Source organism: Pseudomonas sp. S2_B10 (assembly GCF_054668425.1).
In genome coordinates, this window is sequence record NZ_CP162768.1 from 706987 (window position 1) to 725896 (window position 18910).

Below are 18910 nucleotides of genomic sequence, written 5' to 3' on the forward strand. Positions count from 1 at the left end.
AGTGGTCGGCGATTAACCGTCCTTCTCGATTTCACAGAGTAGCGGATGCTGGCTTTCCCTGGCGTACTGGTTGACCTGCATGGCCTTTGTCTCGGCGATGTCGCGGGTAAACACTCCACATACTGCCCGTCCTTCTGTATGGACGGCCAGCATGACCTTGGTCGCCAGCTCGCGATTCAGGTTAAAAAACACCTCGAGCACTTCGACGACGAAATCCATCGGTGTGTAGTCATCGTTGAACAAAACCACCTTGTACATCGGCGGCGCCTGTAACGCGGGCTTTGCTTCCTGAACAGCAACGCCTGCCGAATCGTCGTCGTGCTCCTGTGGAAGATCCTTTTGGAGAAGCGGGCGATCCTGATTGAATGTTAGTCGAATCTGGCTGATTGCATGCATGGAAAAAAAGGTTCGTCAGTTGTGCGAATACAGTGGTGGGGGCGGTTGCACACGTTTTCAACTACGACTGCCCGGTCACCTTGACTATCGGGAAAACGGTGTTACAACCAATAGAGCCCACAGTGGGTAAAAAAGATCCGCGGAGTCAATTCTTTTATCGAATTCGATTGCGGATGTCGTGGATGATACTCCAGCGATGGAGTCTGTTGCAGAGGGATTTGAGCATGGCTGTCGGCAAGGTGAAATGGTTCAACAATGCCAAGGGATTCGGCTTTATCAATACCGACGCCCGGGAAGGTCGCGATGAGGATGGCAAGGACATTGATTTCTTTGCCCACTACTCGGCCATTGAAATGGATGGGTACAAGACCCTGAAAGCGGGTCAGGCGGTGAACTTCGAGATCGTTCAAGGCCCTAAAGGCTTGCATGCCGTGAAGATAACTTCGGTCGAAGTCGCTTCGGCGCCAAGCTCGATTGCCACGGAAAAACAAACGGCAACCAGTTGAAGCCTCAAAACATTCGGTCATAAAAAAACCGCCTGACTCAACCCATCGAGCCAGGCGGTTTTTGCGTGCCTGCAACTTTTACATATGCGAAATCAGCGCATCTCCGAACCCGGAGGAAGAAACCAGCTTCGCGCCATCCATCAAACGCTCGAAATCATAAGTAACAGTCTTCGCGCCGATCGCACCGTTGGTGCCTTTGATGATCAGGTCCGCCGCTTCAGTCCACCCCATATGACGCAACATCATCTCGGCCGAGAGAATCAGCGAGCCCGGGTTGACCTGGTCCTTGCCGGCATATTTCGGTGCGGTACCGTGGGTCGCCTCGAACATCGCTACGGTGTCGGACAGGTTGGCACCCGGCGCGATGCCGATACCGCCCACTTCCGCCGCCAGGGCGTCAGACAGGTAGTCACCGTTGAGGTTAAGCGTTGCGATGACATCGTATTCGGCCGGGCGCAGCAGGATCTGCTGGAGCATGGCATCGGCGATGGCGTCCTTGACCACAACGTTCTTGCCGGTTTTCGGGTTCTTGAACTGCATCCACGGACCGCCGTCCAGCAGCGTCGCGCCGAATTCTTCGGCCGCCACTTCGTAGGCCCATTCCTTGAAGGCACCTTCGGTGAACTTCATGATGTTGCCTTTGTGCACGATGGTCAGCGAGTCGCGGTCATTGTCGACCACGTATTGCAGGGCCTTGCGCGCCAGACGCTTGGTGCCTTCGCGGGAGACCGGCTTGACGCCGATGCCGCAGTTTTCGTCGAAACGGATCTTGGTGACGCCCATTTCTTCTTTAAGGAATTTGATGACCTTGGTGGCTTCCGGCGAACCGGCCTTCCATTCGATACCAGCGTAGATGTCTTCGGAGTTCTCGCGGAAGATGGTCATGTCGACATCGCCGGGCTTTTTCACCGGGCTCGGCACGCCTTCGAACCAGCGCACCGGGCGCAGGCAGACGTACAGGTCGAGTTGCTGACGCAGGGCCACGTTCAGCGAGCGGATACCGCCACCGACCGGAGTGGTCAGCGGGCCTTTGATGGAGACCACGTAATCCTTGACCGCGTCGAGGGTTTCCTGCGGCAGCCAGGTGTCCTGGTCATAAACCTGAGTGGCTTTCTCGCCGGCATAGACTTCCATCCAGGAAATCTTGCGCTTGCCGCCGTAGGCCTTTTCAACAGCAGCATCGACAACCTTGATCATCACCGGACTGATGTCGACACCAATACCGTCACCTTCGATGAAGGGGATGATCGGGTTATCAGGAACATTGAGAGAATGGTCTGCATTGACGGTGATTTTGTCGCCGACGGCTGGAACCTGAATCTTCTTGTAACCCATGCTGAACTCCATTGTTTGGATTGAACACCTGGCTTGCTTCGAGCGTAACCCAGTTGAATCAACACGCAAACCCTATGTTCCTGCGCCGCGCACATCTCGTTTCCTACAAGCCTGAAAGCAAAGGGAAAAGCGCCAAACTCCAGCATTCGTAACGAGTCTTTGCCCGGTCGCGCCCTGCGACCTTTAGACCAATGGACGAGAATCGTTGCATATGAACCATCGGCAGATTGCCAGCTACCTATGTATAATGCCGCCCGCTGACCACAGGGTCACGACGGCTGGCCTCTCTAGCACGAGACTTTCCGCCTGATTGGTCGGGTTGTTACCGCAGCCTGACTGCTTGACGCTCTACTGATGCACCCAACATCACCGCGAAGAATCTCGACATTCGGTTCATGGATGACTTTGAACGAACGCGCTTACCCGGCGCCCCTCGAGTTTCTGCGCACGCTTTAGCAAAGAAGAGAGAGTTAATCCGAATATGCCCACCCGCTCGAAGATCATCTATACCTTCACCGACGAAGCTCCTGCCCTCGCCACCTATTCCCTGCTGCCGATCATCGAGGCTTACACCGCCTCGGCCGATATCGCCGTGGAAACCCGCGATATCTCTCTTGCAGCGCGCATCCTGGCAAGCTTCCCCGAGCAACTGGGCGACAAAGCCGTAGCCGATCACCTCGCCGAACTGGGCGACCTGGCCGTTACGCCTGAAGCCAACATAATCAAGCTGCCGAACATCAGTGCTTCGGTGCCACAGCTGCAAGCCGCGATCAAAGAGCTGCAGGCGCAGGGCTACAACCTGCCGGACTACCCGGAAACCGTGACCAGCGACGCCGACAAAGACGCCAAGGCGCGTTACGACAAGGTCAAGGGCAGCGCCGTGAACCCGGTTCTGCGTGAAGGCAACTCCGACCGCCGCGCTCCACTGTCGGTGAAGAACTATGCGCGCAAGCACCCGCACAAAATGGGCGCCTGGGCCAAGGACTCCAAGTCTCACGTCGCGCACATGAGCACCGGCGATTTCTACGGCAGCGAAAAAGCTGTCCTGATCGACGCCGCTGACGCTGTGAAGATCGAACTGATCGCCAAGGACGGTGCTGCCACCGTTCTGAAAGAAAAAACCACCGTTCAGGCTGGCGAGATCCTCGACTGCGCCGTGATGAGCAAAAACGCCTTGCGTGCGTTCATCGCTGCCGAGATCGAAAGCGCCAAGGCCCAGGGCGTGCTGCTCTCGGTTCACCTGAAAGCGACCATGATGAAGGTCTCGGACCCGATCATGTTCGGCCAGATCGTTGCCGAGTTCTATAAAGACGCACTGACCAAGCACGCTGACGTGCTGAACCAGATCGGCTTCAATCTGAACAACGGCATCGGCGATCTGTACGCGCGCATCAAGGCCCTACCGGCCGAGCAGCAAGCGCAGATCGAAGCCGATATCGCAGCGGTCTACGCCGTTCGTCCTTCGCTGGCGATGGTCAACTCCGACAAAGGCATCACCAACCTGCACGTGCCGAGCGACGTCATCGTTGACGCCTCGATGCCAGCGATGATCCGTGACTCCGGCAAGATGTGGGGCACCGACGGTCAGCTGCACGACACCAAGGCTGTGATCCCGGATCGTTGCTACGCGACCATCTACCAGGCTGTGATCGAAGACTGCAAAGCCAACGGCGCTTTCGACCCGACCACCATGGGCAGCGTGCCGAACGTCGGTCTGATGGCGAAGAAAGCCGAAGAGTACGGCTCCCACGACAAGACTTTCCAGATCAAGGCTGACGGCGTTGTTCGCGTCACCGACAGCAAGGGCAAGCTGCTGATGGAACAGGCTGTCGAAGCCGGCGACATCTTCCGCATGTGCCAGACCAAAGACGCGCCGATCCAGGACTGGGTCAAACTGGCCGTCAACCGTGCTCGCGCGAGCAGCACGCCGGCGATCTTCTGGCTCGACCCGATGCGCGCTCACGATGGCGTGGTGATCGAGAAGGTTCAGGCCTACCTGAAGGACCACGACACCAGCGGTCTGGACATCCAGATCATGGCGCCGGTCGACGCGATGAAGTACACCCTGCAGCGCACCCGCGAAGGCAAGGACACCATTTCGGTGACCGGCAACGTACTGCGCGACTACCTGACCGACCTGTTCCCGATCATGGAACTGGGCACCAGCGCCAAGATGCTGTCGATCGTGCCGCTGATGAACGGCGGCGGCCTGTTCGAAACCGGCGCCGGCGGTTCGGCGCCGAAGCACGTGCAGCAACTGGTTGAAGAAAACTTCCTGCGCTGGGATTCGCTGGGTGAGTTCCTTGCCCTCGCCGCTTCCCTTGAGCACCTGGGCGTGAACTACAACAACCCGAAAGCACTGGTGCTGTCGAAAACCCTGGACCAGGCCACCGGCCAGTTCCTCGACAACAACAAGTCGCCATCGCGCAAGGTCGGCAACATCGACAACCGCGGCAGCCACTTCTATCTGGCGATGTACTGGGCTCAGGCCCTGACTGCCCAGACCGAAGACGCTGCACTGCAAGCGCAGTTCGCGACTCTGGCCAAAACCCTGACCGAGAACGAGGCAACCATCGTTGCCGAGCTCAACGCCGTTCAGGGCAAGCCAGTCGACATCGGCGGTTACTACCACGCCGACGCCGAGCTGATCAGCAAGGCCATGCGTCCAAGCGCAACCTTCAACGCGGCGATTGCTGCGCTGGTTTAAGGTTGTAATGCGGTGAACAGACCCCGGCCTTGTGCCGGGGTTTGTGTTTCCGGGTTTTGTGATCACCACAAAACTTTGTGGGAGCTGGCTTGCCAGCGATGGCGGTTTATCATCCAGCATGGATGGTGACTGAACCACCACTATCGCTGGCAAGCCAGCTCCCACAGGGATTGGGATTTAACCAATAGATTGAGGAAGGTTTTATGGAATGGCTCCCCCACATCACCGTCGCCACCATCGTCGAGGACAACGGTCGCTTCCTGATGGTCGAAGAGCACAAAGGTGGGCGTAATGTGCTCAACCAGCCCGCCGGCCATCTCGATCCGGATGAAACCCTGATCGATGCGGCCATTCGCGAAACCCTCGAAGAAACCGGCTGGGACGTCGAACCGACAGGCGTGATCGGCATTTATCTGTACACCGCACCGAGCAACGGCGTGACTTACCAGCGCATATGCTTCAGCGCCAAAGCCGTGCAGCATCACCCGGATTACCGGCTTGACGACGGCATCGTCGGCGCCAAGTGGCTGACCCGCGACGAATTAATCGCCCAGCGCGATAACTGGCGCAGTGAACTGATCATCCGTTGCATCGACGATTATCTGGCCGGTCATCACTTCAGCCTCGAACTGATCCGCCCTTCTCTTTAGCCTTGCGGCCGCGAGCCTGATAGAATCGCGCCCTTTTCCAAGACACTCATTGAATCCCTATGCGTGATCCAGCCCCTTCTGACACATCCAAGAAGCGCGTCATTGTCGGCATGTCCGGCGGCGTGGACTCTTCCGTTTCCGCCCTTCTCCTGATCGAGCAGGGTTACGAAGTGGAAGGCCTGTTCATGAAGAACTGGGAAGAAGACGACGGAACGGAATACTGCACCGCCATGGACGACCTGGCGGATGCGCAGGCTGTCTGCGATAAGATCGGCATCAAGCTGCACACCGCCAACTTCGCGGCCGAATACTGGGACAACGTGTTTGAGCACTTTCTCGCCGAATACAAGGCCGGGCGTACGCCGAACCCGGACATCCTGTGCAACCGCGAGATCAAGTTCAAAGCGTTCCTCGACTACGCGATGATGCTCGGCGCCGACCTGATCGCCACCGGCCACTACGTGCGCCGCCGTGATATCGATGGTCGCACCGAACTGCTCAAAGGCCTGGATCCGAACAAGGATCAGAGCTATTTCCTGCACGCCGTCGGCGGCGAACAGATCGCCAAGACCCTGTTCCCGGTCGGCGAACTGGAAAAGCCTGAAGTGCGCGAGATTGCCGAGAAGTACGAACTGGCCACCGCCAAGAAGAAGGATTCCACCGGGATCTGCTTCATCGGCGAGCGCCGTTTCAGCGATTTCCTCAAGCAATACCTGCCGGCACAACCGGGCGAGATCAAGACCACCGAAGGCGAAGTCATCGGCCGTCATCACGGCTTGATGTACCACACCATCGGCCAGCGCCAGGGCCTCGGTATCGGCGGCTTGAAAGATGCCGGTGACGAGCCGTGGTACGTGCTGCGCAAGGATCTGCAGAACAACGAGCTGATCGTCGGCCAGGGCAACAACCATCCGTGGCTGTTCTCCAGCGCCCTGCTCGCTTCGGAAATCTACTGGGTCAACCCGATCGACCTGAGCCAGCCGCTGCGCCTGACGGCGAAAGTGCGCTACCGCCAGAGCGATCAGGCCTGCACCCTGGAAAAAACCGCGGACGGCTATCGCGCCGTGTTCGACGAGCCGCAACGCGCGGTGACGCCGGGCCAGTCGGTGGTGTTCTATGACGGCGAAATCTGCCTCGGCGGCGGCGTGATCGAAGTGGCCGAGCCGTGGAGCGGCCAGGCATGAGCCCGACTCAGGAGCAACTGACGGCGCTGGGCGGCGTGTTTCTCGCCGCCGTGCTGGTCGATCGCATCGCCAAGACCGGCCAGACCAACGAGGCCGGCCTGAGTTGCATGCTCGGCAGCCTGCTGGTCCGCGACCCGAAAGATACGCTGGACGTGTACGGCGGCGACGACATCAATCTGCGCGAGGGTTATCGCGCGCTGATTGGCGCCCTTGAGCGCGATCCGAGCACCTTGCAGCGCGAGCCGTTGCGCTACGCGCTGTCGATGCTCGGTCTGGAGCGGCAACTGGCCAAGCGTGACGACATGCTTGAGACGATTGCCAAACGCCTGCCGCAGATCCAGTCGCAGGTGGAGCATTTTGGCCCGGCCCACGAAAACGTCGTGGCCGCTTGCGGTGCGTTGTACCAGGACACTTTGAGCACTCTGCGCCAGCGCATTCAGGTGCACGGCGACATGCGCAACCTGCAACAGCCGAGCAATGCCTCGAAGATCCGCGCCCTGCTCCTCGCCGGTATCCGCTCGGCGCGCCTGTGGCGGCAGCTCGGTGGTCATCGCTGGCAGTTGGTGATCAGCCGCCGCAAGTTGCTTAAAGAGCTTTATCCGTTGATGCGCAGCGAGTAAACGCCGCGTCATGAAGGCTTTGTAGTCTGTAACGCGTAATACGCCGGTCAGTTGGCGACGGACCGGCGGATTTTTTCATGTATGATACGCGCCCCATTTCGTTGCCCGACTGTCCGAGAACACCCCATGCAGCTCTCTTCGCTCACTGCGGTTTCCCCTGTTGACGGCCGCTACGCCGGCAAAACCCAGGCCCTGCGCCCGATTTTCAGCGAGTACGGCCTGATCCGTGCCCGCGTTCTGGTTGAAGTGCGCTGGCTCCAGCGCCTGGCCGCCCACGCTGGCATCCCTGAAGTGCCAGCCTTCTCCGCCGAGGCCAACGCCGTTCTCAACGAACTGGCTGAAAACTTCTCGCTGGAGCACGCCGAGCGCGTCAAAGAGATCGAGCGCACCACCAACCACGACGTCAAAGCGATCGAATACCTGCTCAAAGAGCAGGCGGCCAAGCTGCCGGAGCTGGCCAAGGTCAGCGAATTCATCCACTTTGCCTGCACCAGCGAAGACATCAACAACCTGTCCCACGCCCTGATGCTGCGCGAAGGTCGTGACGACGTGATGCTGCCGCTGATGCGCCAGACCGCCAACGCCATCCGCGAACTGGCCATCCGTTTCGCCGACGTGCCGATGCTGTCGCGCACCCACGGCCAGCCGGCTTCGCCGACTACTCTGGGTAAAGAACTGGCTAACGTGGTTTACCGTCTCGAGCGTCAGATCGCTCAAGTCGCTGCCGTGCCGCTGCTGGGCAAGATCAACGGCGCTGTCGGCAACTACAACGCACACCTCTCGGCCTACCCGCAGATCGACTGGGAAGCCAACGCCCGCGCCTTCATCGAAGACGAGCTGGGCCTGGGCTTCAACCCGTACACCACGCAGATCGAACCGCACGACTACATCGCCGAGCTGTTCGACGCTATCGCACGCTTCAACACCATCCTGATCGACTTCGACCGCGACATCTGGGGCTACATTTCCCTGGGTTATTTCAAGCAGCGCACCATCGCTGGTGAAATCGGTTCGTCGACCATGCCGCACAAGGTCAACCCGATCGACTTCGAAAACTCCGAAGGCAACCTGGGTATCGCCAACGCATTGTTCCAGCACCTGGCGAGCAAGCTGCCGATCTCCCGCTGGCAGCGCGACCTGACCGACTCCACCGTCCTGCGCAACCTCGGTGTCGGCTTCGCCCACAGCGTGATCGCTTACGAAGCCAGCCTCAAAGGCATCAGCAAACTCGAGCTCAACGAGCAGAAGATTGCCGCTGACCTCGATGCTTGCTGGGAAGTATTGGCTGAGCCGATCCAGACCGTGATGCGTCGCTACAACATCGAAAACCCGTACGAAAAGCTGAAAGAACTGACCCGCGGCAAGGGCATCAGCCCTGAAGCGTTGCAGACTTTCATCGATGGCCTGGACATGCCAGCCGAAGCCAAAGCCGAGCTCAAGCAACTGACGCCGGCCAACTACATCGGCAACGCTGTGGCACAAGCCAAACGCATCTGATCGACCGTTTGCTCCGTTTGAGACGCCCGGCCGCGCCGGGCGTTTTTATTCCCGTCTGAAAAGTGCTTTTTTTCAATAGGTTACATATGAATTCCGATATTCCTCTTCAACTTCTGGGCGGCCTCACAGCACGCGAGTTCCTGCGTGACTACTGGCAGAAAAAACCGCTGCTGATCCGTCAGGCGATTCCTGACTTCGAAAGCCCGATCGACGCCGACGAACTGGCCGGCCTGGCCCTGGAAGAAGAAGTCGAATCGCGCCTGGTGATCGAACATGGCGAGCGTCCATGGGAACTGCGTCGCGGCCCGTTCGCCGAAGACGAGTTCAGCAAATTGCCAGAAAAAGAGTGGACCCTGCTGGTGCAAGCGGTTGATCAGTTCGTGCCGGAAGTCAGCGAACTGCTGGAAAACTTCCGCTTCCTGCCGAGCTGGCGTGTCGACGACGTGATGATCAGCTTTGCCGCACCGGGTGGCAGCGTCGGCCCGCATTTCGACAACTACGATGTGTTCCTGCTGCAGGGCCATGGCAAGCGCAACTGGAAAATCGGCCAGATGTGCGATTCCGAGAGCCCGCTCCTGCAGCACGCTGACCTGCGCATCCTCGCTGAATTCCACGAGACCGAAGAATGGGTGCTGGAGCCAGGCGACATGCTCTACCTGCCGCCGCGTCTGGCCCATTGCGGCGTCGCGGTCGACAACTGCATGACCTATTCGGTCGGTTTCCGCGCGCCGAGCGCCGCTGAAGTGCTGACCCACTTCACCGACTTCCTCAGCCAGTTCCTGACTGACGAAGAGCGCTACACCGATGCCGACGCCAAGCCGGCGGTCGATCCGCACCAGATTCAACACGATGCACTGGATCGCCTGAAAAGCCTGCTCGCCGAACACATGAGCGACGAGCGTCTGCTGCTGACCTGGTTCGGCCAGTACATGACCGAGCCGCGCTACCCGGAACTGGTGGTCGGCCCGGAAGACGTCGAAGAGGAGGACTTCCTCGCCGCCCTGCAGGATGGCGCCGTGCTGATCCGCAACCCGAGCGCGCGCCTGGCCTGGTCGGAAGTCGACGACGATCTGCTGCTGTTCGCCAGTGGCCAGAGCCGTTACCTGCCGGGCAAGCTGCGCGAACTGTTGAAGCTGATCTGCGCCGCTGACGCCCTGCACGCCGACAACCTGGGCGAATGGCTGAGCGATGAAGACGGCCGCAGCCTGCTCTGCGAACTGGTCAAGCAAGGAAGCCTGGGGTTTGCCGATGAATAAAATTCGCGTTCGTGTCGCAGACTGGCAGAAGGATATCGCCGAGATCCGGCGCATTCGTGAAACGGTGTTCATCGCCGAACAATCGGTGCCACCCGAGCTTGAGTGGGACGCCGATGACGCGACCGCCGTGCATTTTCTGGCGCTCGAAGGCGACTTCCCGATCGGCACGGCGCGACTGCTGCCCGATGGGCACATCGGTCGGGTTTCGGTACTCAAAGACTGGCGCGGAATGAAGGTCGGTGACGCGCTGATGCAAGCGGTCATCGCCGAAGCCGAAGCGCGCGGCTTGAAGCAACAGAAGCTCAGCGCTCAGGTGCAAGCCACGGCGTTCTATGAGCGCCTGGGCTTCAGCCTGGTCAGCGAGGAGTTTCTCGAGGCCGGCATTCCGCATGTCGACATGGTTCGGCATTCGGCCTGATTCCGAGACCTCTAGATCCCTGTGGCGAGGGGATTTATCCCCGCTGGGCTGCGAAGCAGCCCCAAATCCAGAAAACTCGGTGAGTCAGTTAAATCGAGCGCGCTGGGTCGGCGACTGCTGTGCAGCCGAGCGGGGATAAATCCCCTCGCCACAATGGCCGCGAGCACACCACAAAACGCCCCGCCATTTTCGGATGCCGGGGCGTTTTGCTGTCTACGATTCAACTTGCCCCACCCCGGGCCGACAAACTGGCAATATCAAGCCTTTCGAACGCGGAGATAACGGACATGTCCCTACGCACCCTGCTCACCACCCTGCTGCTCGGCTGCAGTTTTTCGGTGCTGGCAGCCACAGAAATCGTCCCCCTCAAATACCACACCAGCGCTGACATGTTGCCAGTGGCGCAGGATTTCATCGGCCAGGACGGTCAGGTCAGCGCTTACGGCAATCAGCTGATCGTCAAAGCCGAGCCGGGCAAGATACAGGAACTGAAAGATCTGCTGGCGCAACTCGATACCGCACCGAAGCGCTTGCTGATCACCGTCGACACCAACGAAAACAATGGCCGTGGCGACGAAGGTTATGCGGTCAACGGCGCCCAGCCGAACCAGACCCGGATCATCAGCCGCAGCACCACCAGCCGCAATGGCGGCGTTCAGCAAGTGCAGACCAGTGAAGGCACTCCGGCGCTGATTCAGGTTGGCCAGAGCGTGCCGATCACCAACACCCAGAGCGACTCCTACGGCGGTTACAGCAGCGAGACCCAATACCGCAACGTCACCCAGGGTTTCTACGTCACCGCCAGCGTCACCGGCGAGACCGTTCATCTGGCGATCAGTACCAACCGTGACCGCATGAGCCAGGAACGTCCCGATGTAGTGAACGTGCAAAGCACCGACACAACCGTCACCGGACGCCTCGGCGAATGGATCACCCTGGCGGGCGTCAACAGCCAGACTCAGGCCGACAAACAGGGGCTGACCCGCAGCTACTCGACTCAAGGCCGGGATGACATGACCTTGCGGGTGAAAGTCGACACACTGGACTAAAGCACCGAAAACTGACTGATTAGTCGTATTAGACGAAAGATGTAGTGCCTTAAAAAACGCACTACAAAACGTTTGACGAGGCCAAAAAGCGAAGGCATGATGGCCTCGCTCCCGCTAATCAGAGGCCCTGGCAAGGGCCTTCGAAGCGCCGTTCGCACCTATCCCGCGAACCGTTTCGTGTCTGTACCGCCCACAAGGTGTGTTTGACGAGGTTGCCGACTGGAACGAAGTTGTCCCGAGGGACGGAAGCGTATTTAGGTAACCCGGCTTCACGCTGCAGACCGTATAAAGGCCCACGACGCCGGAATGCGCCCGCACCGCGCCACTACCTGCTCACTTCCCCTCGAGCCCATCGTTCATCCCGTCGCCTACCCCGCCGAATTCGACTTGACCACCTAAGCTTCTGGTCAGCGAGCGCAGGAATTTTCCACCGCAGAACAACTTTTCATAAAAGACGCGACGAGGTTTATCTCCATGGCACTGACACGCGAACAGCAAATTGCAGCCCTCGAAAAAGACTGGGCCGAGAACCCGCGCTGGAAAGGCGTGACTCGCACTTACTCCGCTGCTGACGTGGTCCGCCTGCGTGGCTCGGTTCAGCCTGAGCACACCTTCGCGAAGATGGGCGCCGAGAAGCTGTGGAACCTGGTCACCCAGGGTGCCAAGCCGTCCTTCCGTCCAGAGAAAGATTTCGTCAACTGCATGGGCGCCCTGACCGGCGGCCAGGCTGTTCAGCAGGTCAAGGCCGGTATCCAGGCGATCTACCTGTCCGGCTGGCAGGTGGCTGCGGACAACAACTCCGCCGAATCGATGTACCCGGATCAGTCGCTGTACCCGGTTGACTCGGTACCGACCGTGGTCAAGCGCATCAACAACTCGTTCCGTCGTGCTGACCAGATCCAGTGGAAAGCCGGCAAGAACCCGGGCGATGACGGCTACATCGACTACTTCGCGCCAATCGTGGCCGACGCTGAAGCAGGCTTCGGCGGCGTACTCAACGCCTACGAGCTGATGAAGAGCATGATCGAAGCAGGCGCCGCCGGCGTTCACTTCGAAGACCAACTGGCTTCGGTGAAGAAGTGCGGCCACATGGGCGGCAAGGTTCTGGTGCCAACCCAGGAAGCCGTGCAGAAGCTGACCGCTGCCCGTTTGGCCGCTGACGTCGCTGGCACGCCGACCATCATTCTGGCCCGCACCGACGCCAACGCGGCTGACCTGCTGACTTCCGACTGCGACCCGTACGATCAGCCATTCGTGACCGGCGAGCGTACTCAGGAAGGTTTCTACAAGGTACGTGCCGGCCTGGATCAAGCGATCGCCCGTGGCCTGGCTTACGCTCCGTACGCCGACTTGATCTGGTGCGAAACCGCCAAGCCGGATCTGGAAGAAGCCCGTCGCTTCGCTGAAGCAATCAAGAAGGAATACCCGGACCAGCTGCTGTCGTACAACTGCTCGCCTTCCTTCAACTGGAAGAAGAACCTGGACGACGCGACCATCGCCAAGTTCCAGCGCGAACTGTCCGCCATGGGCTACAAGCACCAGTTCATCACCCTGGCCGGCATTCACAACATGTGGCACAGCATGTTCAACCTGGCGCACGACTACGCCCGCAACGACATGACCGCCTACGTGAAGCTGCAAGAGCAGGAATTCGCTGACGCCGCCAAGGGTTACACCTTCGTTGCGCACCAGCAGGAAGTGGGCACTGGCTACTTCGACGACATGACCACCGTGATCCAGGGCGGCTCGTCCTCGGTGACCGCGCTGACCGGTTCGACCGAAGAAGAACAGTTCCACTGATTCGGCTTCACCTGAGCAAACGGCCTTTGCGGATCGAATAAAAAGCTAACCGCAGAGCCGCAAGACTGACGCCCCGACTGGATCGGGGCGTTTTTTTGCCTGTTGGAATCTCAAAGACACTACAAATCCCCTGTGGGAGCGAGCCTGCTCGCGAAGGCGATAAGTCAGCTTGCACATCTGGAGGCTGATCCACCGCTTTCGCGAGCAGGCTCGCTCCCACAGGGCTACCGTCAGCCGCGAGACGAAACATTGATCTGAAGCGCTACAAGCGTCAGAAATTTCCGCTAAAACGGTAGGCTTCGCTACTTGCAGTAACGCGCAAGTAAGACAACTTCCCAGCCACTCACTCGTTAAACAGTTACAAAACCACGCCAAACGATATCAATTATCATTTAGCAGCAACTATGTTCGTTACAAAGCCTACAAAACATAATTGACGGAAGCCCGGCTAATGCCCGCAACGCATGGGCCGCAGCGCCTTCAGGAGACGCTATGTCCTTAATCCGGTAAATAATTTCGCCTTTGGAATTTTACTTGCCGGGTGTTTAGCCATAAAATCAGCCCGATTGATTGCTGCGACATATCGTCACTGCCTTATTTCTTTATCAAGCTCAGAGACCTTTGCTCTCTGTTAAGGATTACCAGCATGCCCGAAGCGACAGGACTCATGGCCCACAACTGGGGCTTTGCCATTTTCCTTCTGGGTGTCGTCGGCCTGTGTGCCTTCATGCTTGGCGTCTCCAGCCTCCTCGGGTCAAAAGCCTGGGGTCGCAGCAAAAACGAACCGTTCGAGTCGGGCATGCTACCTACCGGTGGCGCCCGCTTGCGGCTCTCAGCCAAATTCTATCTGGTCGCGATGCTGTTCGTGATCTTCGATATCGAAGCCCTCTTTCTCTTTGCATGGTCTGTGTCCGTCCGCGAAAGCGGCTGGACCGGATTCGTCGAAGCTCTCGTTTTCATAGCAATTCTGTTGGCAGGTCTTGTCTACCTGTTCCGAGTGGGCGCCCTTGACTGGGCTCCGGAAGCTCGTCGCAAGCGGCAGGCGAAGCTGAAACAATGAGGCTTTGGCAATGCAATACAATCTCACCAGGATCGACCCCGATGCTCCTAACGAGCAGTATCCGATTGGCCAGCGGGAAACCGTTGCCGATCCGTTAGAAGATCAAGTTCACAAAAACATTTTCATGGGCAAGCTGGAAGACGTGCTGAGCGGCGCGGTCAACTGGGGACGTAAGAACTCCCTGTGGCCGTACAACTTCGGCCTGTCGTGCTGCTACGTGGAAATGACCACCGCCTTCACGGCGCCCCACGACATCGCGCGCTTTGGCGCCGAAGTCATCCGGGCCTCGCCGCGTCAGGCCGACTTCATGGTTATCGCCGGTACCTGCTTCATCAAGATGGCGCCGATCATTCAGCGTCTCTACGAGCAAATGCTCGAACCGAAATGGGTTATCTCCATGGGTTCGTGCGCCAACTCCGGCGGCATGTACGACATCTACTCCGTGGTTCAAGGGGTGGACAAGTTCTTGCCCGTGGACGTCTACGTACCTGGCTGCCCGCCCCGTCCGGAAGCATTTCTGCAAGGCTTGATGCTGTTGCAGGAATCGATTGGACAGGAGCGTCGTCCGCTTTCCTGGGTCGTTGGTGATCAAGGCGTGTATCGCGCCGACATGCCATCGCAGAAGGAACAGCGCCGCGAACAGCGAATCGCAGTCACCAATCTGCGCAGCCCTGACGAAGTCTGATCCAGTTCTGTTCCAAGTAACGAGAAGCTGGCTTCATTCTTTACGTTGACCGAAAGCGAAAAAATAACCATGACTACAGGCAGTGCTCTGTACATCCCGCCTTACAAGGCAGACGACCAGGATGTGGTCGTCGAACTGAACAACCGTTTTGGCGCCGAAGCGTTCACCGCGCAGGCAACCCGCACCGGCATGCCGGTGCTGTGGGTGGCCCGTGCCAGACTGGTTGAAGTCCTGACTTTCCTGCGCAACCTGCCCAAGCCGTACGTCATGCTCTATGACCTGCACGGCGTGGACGAGCGTCTGCGCACCAAGCGTCAAGGGCTGCCAACCGGCGCCGATTTCACCGTGTTCTATCACCTCATGTCGCTGGAGCGTAATAGTGACGTGATGATCAAGGTGGCCTTGTCCGAAGGCGACCTCAGCATGCCTTCCGTCACCAGCATCTGGCCCAACGCCAACTGGTACGAGCGCGAAGTCTGGGACATGTTCGGCATCGACTTCAAAGGCCACCCGCACCTGTCGCGCATCATGATGCCGCCGACCTGGGAAGGTCACCCGCTGCGCAAGGACTTCCCGGCGCGCGCCACCGAATTCGATCCGTTCAGCCTCAACCTCGCCAAGCAGCAGCTTGAGGAAGAAGCCGCGCGTTTCCGTCCGGAAGACTGGGGCATGAAGCGTTCCGGAGCCAACGAGGACTACATGTTCCTCAACCTCGGCCCGAACCACCCTTCGGCGCACGGTGCGTTCCGCATCATCCTGCAGCTGGACGGCGAAGAGATCGTCGACTGCGTCCCGGACATCGGATACCACCACCGTGGCGCCGAGAAGATGGGCGAGCGTCAGTCCTGGCACAGCTACATTCCGTACACCGACCGTATCGACTACCTCGGCGGTGTGATGAACAACCTGCCGTACGTGCTTTCGGTCGAGAAGCTCGCCGGTATCAAAGTGCCGCAGAAGGTCGATGTCATCCGCATCATGATGGCCGAGTTCTTCCGGATCACCAGCCACCTGCTGTTCCTCGGTACCTACATCCAGGACGTCGGCGCCATGACCCCGGTGTTCTTCACTTTCACCGACCGCCAGAAGGCGTACACGGTGATCGAAGCCATTACCGGTTTCCGTCTGCACCCGGCCTGGTACCGCATCGGTGGCGTCGCCCACGACCTGCCGCGTGGCTGGGAAAAACTGGTCAAGGACTTCGTCGAGTGGATGCCCAAGCGTCTGGACGAATACACCAAGGCCGCCCTGCAGAACAGCATCCTCAAGGGGCGTACTGTCGGCGTCGCTGCCTACAACACCAAAGAGGCCCTGGAATGGGGCGTCACCGGTGCCGGCCTGCGTTCGACCGGTTGCGATTTCGACCTGCGCAAAGCGCGTCCGTACTCGGGCTACGAGAACTTCGAATTCGAAGTGCCACTGGCCGTCAACGGCGATGCCTATGACCGCTGCATGGTCCGCGTCGAAGAGATGCGCCAGAGCATCAAGATCATCGATCAATGCATGCGCAACATGCCGGAAGGCCCGTACAAGGCGGATCACCCGCTGACCACGCCGCCGCCGAAAGAGCGCACGCTGCAGCACATCGAAACCCTGATCACGCACTTCCTGCAGGTTTCGTGGGGCCCGGTCATGCCGGCCAACGAATCCTTCCAGATGATCGAAGCGACCAAGGGCATCAACAGTTATTACCTGACGAGCGACGGCGGCACCATGAGCTACCGTACCCGGATCCGTACTCCGAGCTTCCCGCACCTGCAACAGATCCCTTCGGTGATCAAAGGCAGCATGGTCGCGGACTTGATTGCGTACCTGGGTAGTATCGACTTCGTTATGGCCGACGTGGACCGCTAAGCATGAACAGCACGCTTATCCAGACAGACCGTTTCACCTTGAGTGAAACCGAGCGCTCGGCCATCGAGCACGAGCTGCATCACTACGAAGACCCGCGCGCGGCGTCGATCGAAGCCCTGAAGATCGTCCAGAAAGAACGCGGCTGGGTGCCGGATGGCGCCCTCTACGCGATCGGCGAGATCCTCGGCATCCCGGCCAGCGACGTTGAAGGCGTGGCGACGTTCTACAGCCAGATCTTCCGTCAGCCGGTCGGCCGTCACATCATTCGCGTCTGCGACAGCATGGTCTGCTACATCGGCGGCCATGAGTCGGTGGTCAGCGAAATCCAGACCAATCTGGGCATCGGCCTGGGTCAGACCACCGCCGACGGTCGTTTCACCCTGCTGCCTGTCTGCTGCCTCGGCAACTGCGACAAGGCACCGGCGCTGATGATCGACGACGACACCTTTGGCGACGTGCAGCCTGCTGGCGTGGCCAAACTGCTCGAGGGCTACGTATGACCCTGACATCTTTTGGTCCAGCCAACCGCATCCAGCGCTCGGCCGAGACGCACCCGCTGACCTGGCGTCTGCGCGATGACGGCGAAGCCGTGTGGCTTGACGAGTACCAGGCCAAGAACGGTTACGCCGCTGCGCGCAAAGCCTTCGCCGAGATGGATCAGGACGCCATCGTCCAGACCGTCAAAGACGCTGGCCTCAAGGGTCGCGGCGGTGCCGGCTTCCCCACTGGTGTGAAGTGGGGCCTGATGCCCAAGGACGAATCCATCAACATCCGCTACCTGCTGTGCAACGCGGATGAAATGGAGCCGAACACCTGGAAAGACCGCATGCTGATGGAGCAACTGCCCCATCTGCTGATCGAAGGCATGCTGATCAGTGCCCGCGCGCTGAAAACCTACCGTGGCTACATCTTCCTGCGCGGCGAATACACTACCGCCGCCAAGCACCTCAACCGTGCCGTGGAAGAAGCCAAGGCGGCCGGCCTGCTGGGCAAGAACATTCTCGGTTCGGGTTTCGATTTCGAGCTGTTCGTCCACACCGGCGCCGGGCGTTACATCTGCGGTGAAGAAACCGCACTGATCAACTCCCTCGAAGGCCGCCGCGCCAACCCGCGCTCCAAGCCGCCCTTCCCTGCCGCCGTCGGCGTGTGGGGCAAGCCGACCTGCGTGAACAACGTCGAAACCCTGTGCAACGTGCCGGCGATCATTGCCGACGGCGTTGACTGGTACAAATCGTTGGCCCGCGAAGGTTCCGAAGACATGGGCACCAAGCTCATGGGCTTCTCCGGCAAGGTCAAGAACCCGGGCCTGTGGGAACTGCCATTCGGCGTCACCGGTCGTGAACTGTTCGAAGACTACGCCGGCGGCATGCGCGACGGCTTCAAGCTCAAGGCCTGGCAGCCAGGCGGCGCCGGTACCGGTTTCCTCCTGCCCGAGCACCTCGACGCACAAATGTATGCCGGCGGTATCGCCAAGGTCGGCACCCGGATGGGTACCGGTCTGGCGATGGCGGTGGATGACAGCGTCAACATGGTCTCGCTGCTGCGCAACATGGAGCAGTTCTTCGCTCGCGAATCCTGCGGTTTCTGCACCCCGTGCCGCGATGGTCTGCCATGGAGCGTCAAGCTCCTGATGGCCATCGAACAGGGCAAGGGCCAGCCGGGCGACATCGAGACCCTGCTGGGTCTGGTCGGTTTCCTCGGCCCGGGCAAGACCTTCTGTGCTCACGCACCGGGAGCCGTGGAGCCGCTGGGCAGCGCGATCAAATACTTCCGTCCAGAGTTCGAAGCCGGTATCGCGCCTGTCAGCGCCGCCGTCCCGCCTCTGGCAAGGCCGATCGTAGTCGGCGCGTAAACGCTTAAAAAGGCGAAGGGTCCGTGCCCTTCGCCTTTCGT

At 59.5% G+C, this 18910-nt stretch carries 17 protein-coding genes; 15 read left to right on the forward strand and 2 right to left on the reverse strand.

The window, feature by feature from the left end; all coding sequences use genetic code 11:
* Positions 1-12 precede the first annotated feature (12 nt).
* Positions 13-396 (reverse strand): ATP-dependent Clp protease adapter ClpS, encoded by a 384-nt coding sequence (gene clpS / locus AB4O45_RS03070; protein WP_011334948.1) that lies wholly within the window; start codon positions 394-396, stop codon positions 13-15.
* Positions 397-620: 224 nt separating this feature from the next.
* Here clpS and AB4O45_RS03075 point away from each other — a divergent pair, with 224 nt between their 5' ends.
* Positions 621-902: a cold shock domain-containing protein gene (locus AB4O45_RS03075; protein ID WP_095182061.1), complete on the forward strand. Its 282-nt coding sequence runs from the start codon at positions 621-623 to the stop codon at positions 900-902.
* A 78-nt stretch (positions 903-980) separates the two neighbouring features.
* On the opposite strand, the gene icd is transcribed toward AB4O45_RS03075, so the two are convergent.
* Positions 981-2237: an NADP-dependent isocitrate dehydrogenase gene (gene icd, locus AB4O45_RS03080; protein ID WP_024013414.1), complete on the reverse strand. Its 1257-nt coding sequence runs from the start codon at positions 2235-2237 to the stop codon at positions 981-983.
* 481 nt (positions 2238-2718) lie between these two features.
* Here icd and AB4O45_RS03085 point away from each other — a divergent pair, with 481 nt between their 5' ends.
* The 14 genes from AB4O45_RS03085 (at position 2719) to nuoF (ending at position 18869) form a co-directional block, all read left to right on the forward strand.
* Positions 2719-4944 (forward strand): NADP-dependent isocitrate dehydrogenase, encoded by a 2226-nt coding sequence (locus tag AB4O45_RS03085; RefSeq protein ID WP_460161053.1) that lies wholly within the window; start codon positions 2719-2721, stop codon positions 4942-4944.
* Between the two features lie 203 nt (positions 4945-5147).
* Positions 5148-5594, forward strand: coding sequence for an NUDIX hydrolase (locus AB4O45_RS03090; RefSeq protein ID WP_041477075.1), 447 nt, complete (start codon positions 5148-5150; stop codon positions 5592-5594).
* Positions 5595-5653: 59 nt separating this feature from the next.
* The gene (gene mnmA / locus AB4O45_RS03095) at positions 5654-6778 is read left to right on the forward strand and encodes a tRNA 2-thiouridine(34) synthase MnmA (protein WP_460161054.1); all 1125 of its coding nucleotides are present in this window, start codon (positions 5654-5656) and stop codon (positions 6776-6778) included.
* Positions 6775-7398: a high frequency lysogenization protein HflD gene (hflD, locus tag AB4O45_RS03100; RefSeq protein ID WP_039763308.1), complete on the forward strand. Its 624-nt coding sequence runs from the start codon at positions 6775-6777 to the stop codon at positions 7396-7398. Before mnmA ends, hflD begins: the two co-directional genes overlap by 4 nt.
* A gap of 126 nt (positions 7399-7524) precedes the next feature.
* Entirely contained in the window at positions 7525-8895 is a 1371-nt protein-coding gene (purB, locus tag AB4O45_RS03105; RefSeq protein WP_003223822.1) for an adenylosuccinate lyase, read from the forward strand.
* Between the two features lie 86 nt (positions 8896-8981).
* Complete coding sequence (locus AB4O45_RS03110) at positions 8982-10151, forward strand: ribosomal protein uL16 3-hydroxylase (protein WP_016775274.1); 1170 nt, start codon at positions 8982-8984, stop codon at positions 10149-10151.
* Positions 10144-10569, forward strand: coding sequence for a GNAT family N-acetyltransferase (locus AB4O45_RS03115; protein ID WP_375122377.1), 426 nt, complete (start codon positions 10144-10146; stop codon positions 10567-10569). Before AB4O45_RS03110 ends, AB4O45_RS03115 begins: the two co-directional genes overlap by 8 nt.
* A 287-nt stretch (positions 10570-10856) precedes the next feature.
* Complete coding sequence (locus AB4O45_RS03120) at positions 10857-11618, forward strand: secretin N-terminal domain-containing protein (protein ID WP_056788890.1); 762 nt, start codon at positions 10857-10859, stop codon at positions 11616-11618.
* Between the two features lie 474 nt (positions 11619-12092).
* Complete coding sequence (gene aceA, locus AB4O45_RS03125; protein ID WP_016775277.1) at positions 12093-13418, forward strand: isocitrate lyase; 1326 nt, start codon at positions 12093-12095, stop codon at positions 13416-13418.
* Positions 13419-14064: 646 nt separating this feature from the next.
* A complete protein-coding gene (locus AB4O45_RS03130) occupies positions 14065-14478 on the forward strand; it encodes an NADH-quinone oxidoreductase subunit A (protein ID WP_003223812.1) in 414 nt (137 codons plus the stop codon).
* A 10-nt stretch (positions 14479-14488) separates the two neighbouring features.
* The gene (locus AB4O45_RS03135; protein ID WP_016775278.1) at positions 14489-15163 is read left to right on the forward strand and encodes a NuoB/complex I 20 kDa subunit family protein; all 675 of its coding nucleotides are present in this window, start codon (positions 14489-14491) and stop codon (positions 15161-15163) included.
* 69 nt (positions 15164-15232) lie between these two features.
* On the forward strand, positions 15233-17017 hold the full coding sequence (gene nuoC / locus AB4O45_RS03140) for an NADH-quinone oxidoreductase subunit C/D (RefSeq protein ID WP_056788887.1): 1785 nt from the start codon (positions 15233-15235) through the stop codon (positions 17015-17017).
* Positions 17018-17019: 2 nt separating this feature from the next.
* Complete coding sequence (nuoE, locus tag AB4O45_RS03145) at positions 17020-17517, forward strand: NADH-quinone oxidoreductase subunit NuoE (protein WP_095182066.1); 498 nt, start codon at positions 17020-17022, stop codon at positions 17515-17517.
* Complete coding sequence (nuoF, locus tag AB4O45_RS03150) at positions 17514-18869, forward strand: NADH-quinone oxidoreductase subunit NuoF (RefSeq protein WP_024013417.1); 1356 nt, start codon at positions 17514-17516, stop codon at positions 18867-18869. The genes nuoE and nuoF overlap by 4 nt, the downstream gene beginning before the upstream one ends.
* The last annotated feature ends 41 nt before the right edge of the window (positions 18870-18910 follow it).

Bases quoted from the DNA above. Each gene is read 5' to 3' on its own strand.
- AB4O45_RS03110 (WP_016775274.1), top strand. From the start codon at position 8,982: ATGAATTCCGATATTCCTCTTCAACTTCTGGGCGGCCTCACAGCACGC.
- AB4O45_RS03120 (WP_056788890.1), top strand. From the start codon at position 10,857: ATGTCCCTACGCACCCTGCTCACCACCCTGCTGCTCGGCTGCAGTTTT.
- clpS (WP_011334948.1), bottom strand. From the start codon at position 396: ATGCATGCAATCAGCCAGATTCGACTAACATTCAATCAGGATCGCCCG.
- aceA (WP_016775277.1), top strand. From the start codon at position 12,093: ATGGCACTGACACGCGAACAGCAAATTGCAGCCCTCGAAAAAGACTGG.
- AB4O45_RS03135 (WP_016775278.1), top strand. From the start codon at position 14,489: ATGCAATACAATCTCACCAGGATCGACCCCGATGCTCCTAACGAGCAG.
- AB4O45_RS03115 (WP_375122377.1), top strand. From the start codon at position 10,144: ATGAATAAAATTCGCGTTCGTGTCGCAGACTGGCAGAAGGATATCGCC.
- hflD (WP_039763308.1), top strand. From the start codon at position 6,775: ATGAGCCCGACTCAGGAGCAACTGACGGCGCTGGGCGGCGTGTTTCTC.
- AB4O45_RS03085 (WP_460161053.1), top strand. From the start codon at position 2,719: ATGCCCACCCGCTCGAAGATCATCTATACCTTCACCGACGAAGCTCCT.
- nuoF (WP_024013417.1), top strand. From the start codon at position 17,514: ATGACCCTGACATCTTTTGGTCCAGCCAACCGCATCCAGCGCTCGGCC.
- AB4O45_RS03130 (WP_003223812.1), top strand. From the start codon at position 14,065: ATGCCCGAAGCGACAGGACTCATGGCCCACAACTGGGGCTTTGCCATT.
- icd (WP_024013414.1), bottom strand. From the start codon at position 2,237: ATGGGTTACAAGAAGATTCAGGTTCCAGCCGTCGGCGACAAAATCACC.
- nuoE (WP_095182066.1), top strand. From the start codon at position 17,020: ATGAACAGCACGCTTATCCAGACAGACCGTTTCACCTTGAGTGAAACC.
- nuoC (WP_056788887.1), top strand. From the start codon at position 15,233: ATGACTACAGGCAGTGCTCTGTACATCCCGCCTTACAAGGCAGACGAC.
- mnmA (WP_460161054.1), top strand. From the start codon at position 5,654: ATGCGTGATCCAGCCCCTTCTGACACATCCAAGAAGCGCGTCATTGTC.
- AB4O45_RS03075 (WP_095182061.1), top strand. From the start codon at position 621: ATGGCTGTCGGCAAGGTGAAATGGTTCAACAATGCCAAGGGATTCGGC.
- purB (WP_003223822.1), top strand. From the start codon at position 7,525: ATGCAGCTCTCTTCGCTCACTGCGGTTTCCCCTGTTGACGGCCGCTAC.
- AB4O45_RS03090 (WP_041477075.1), top strand. From the start codon at position 5,148: ATGGAATGGCTCCCCCACATCACCGTCGCCACCATCGTCGAGGACAAC.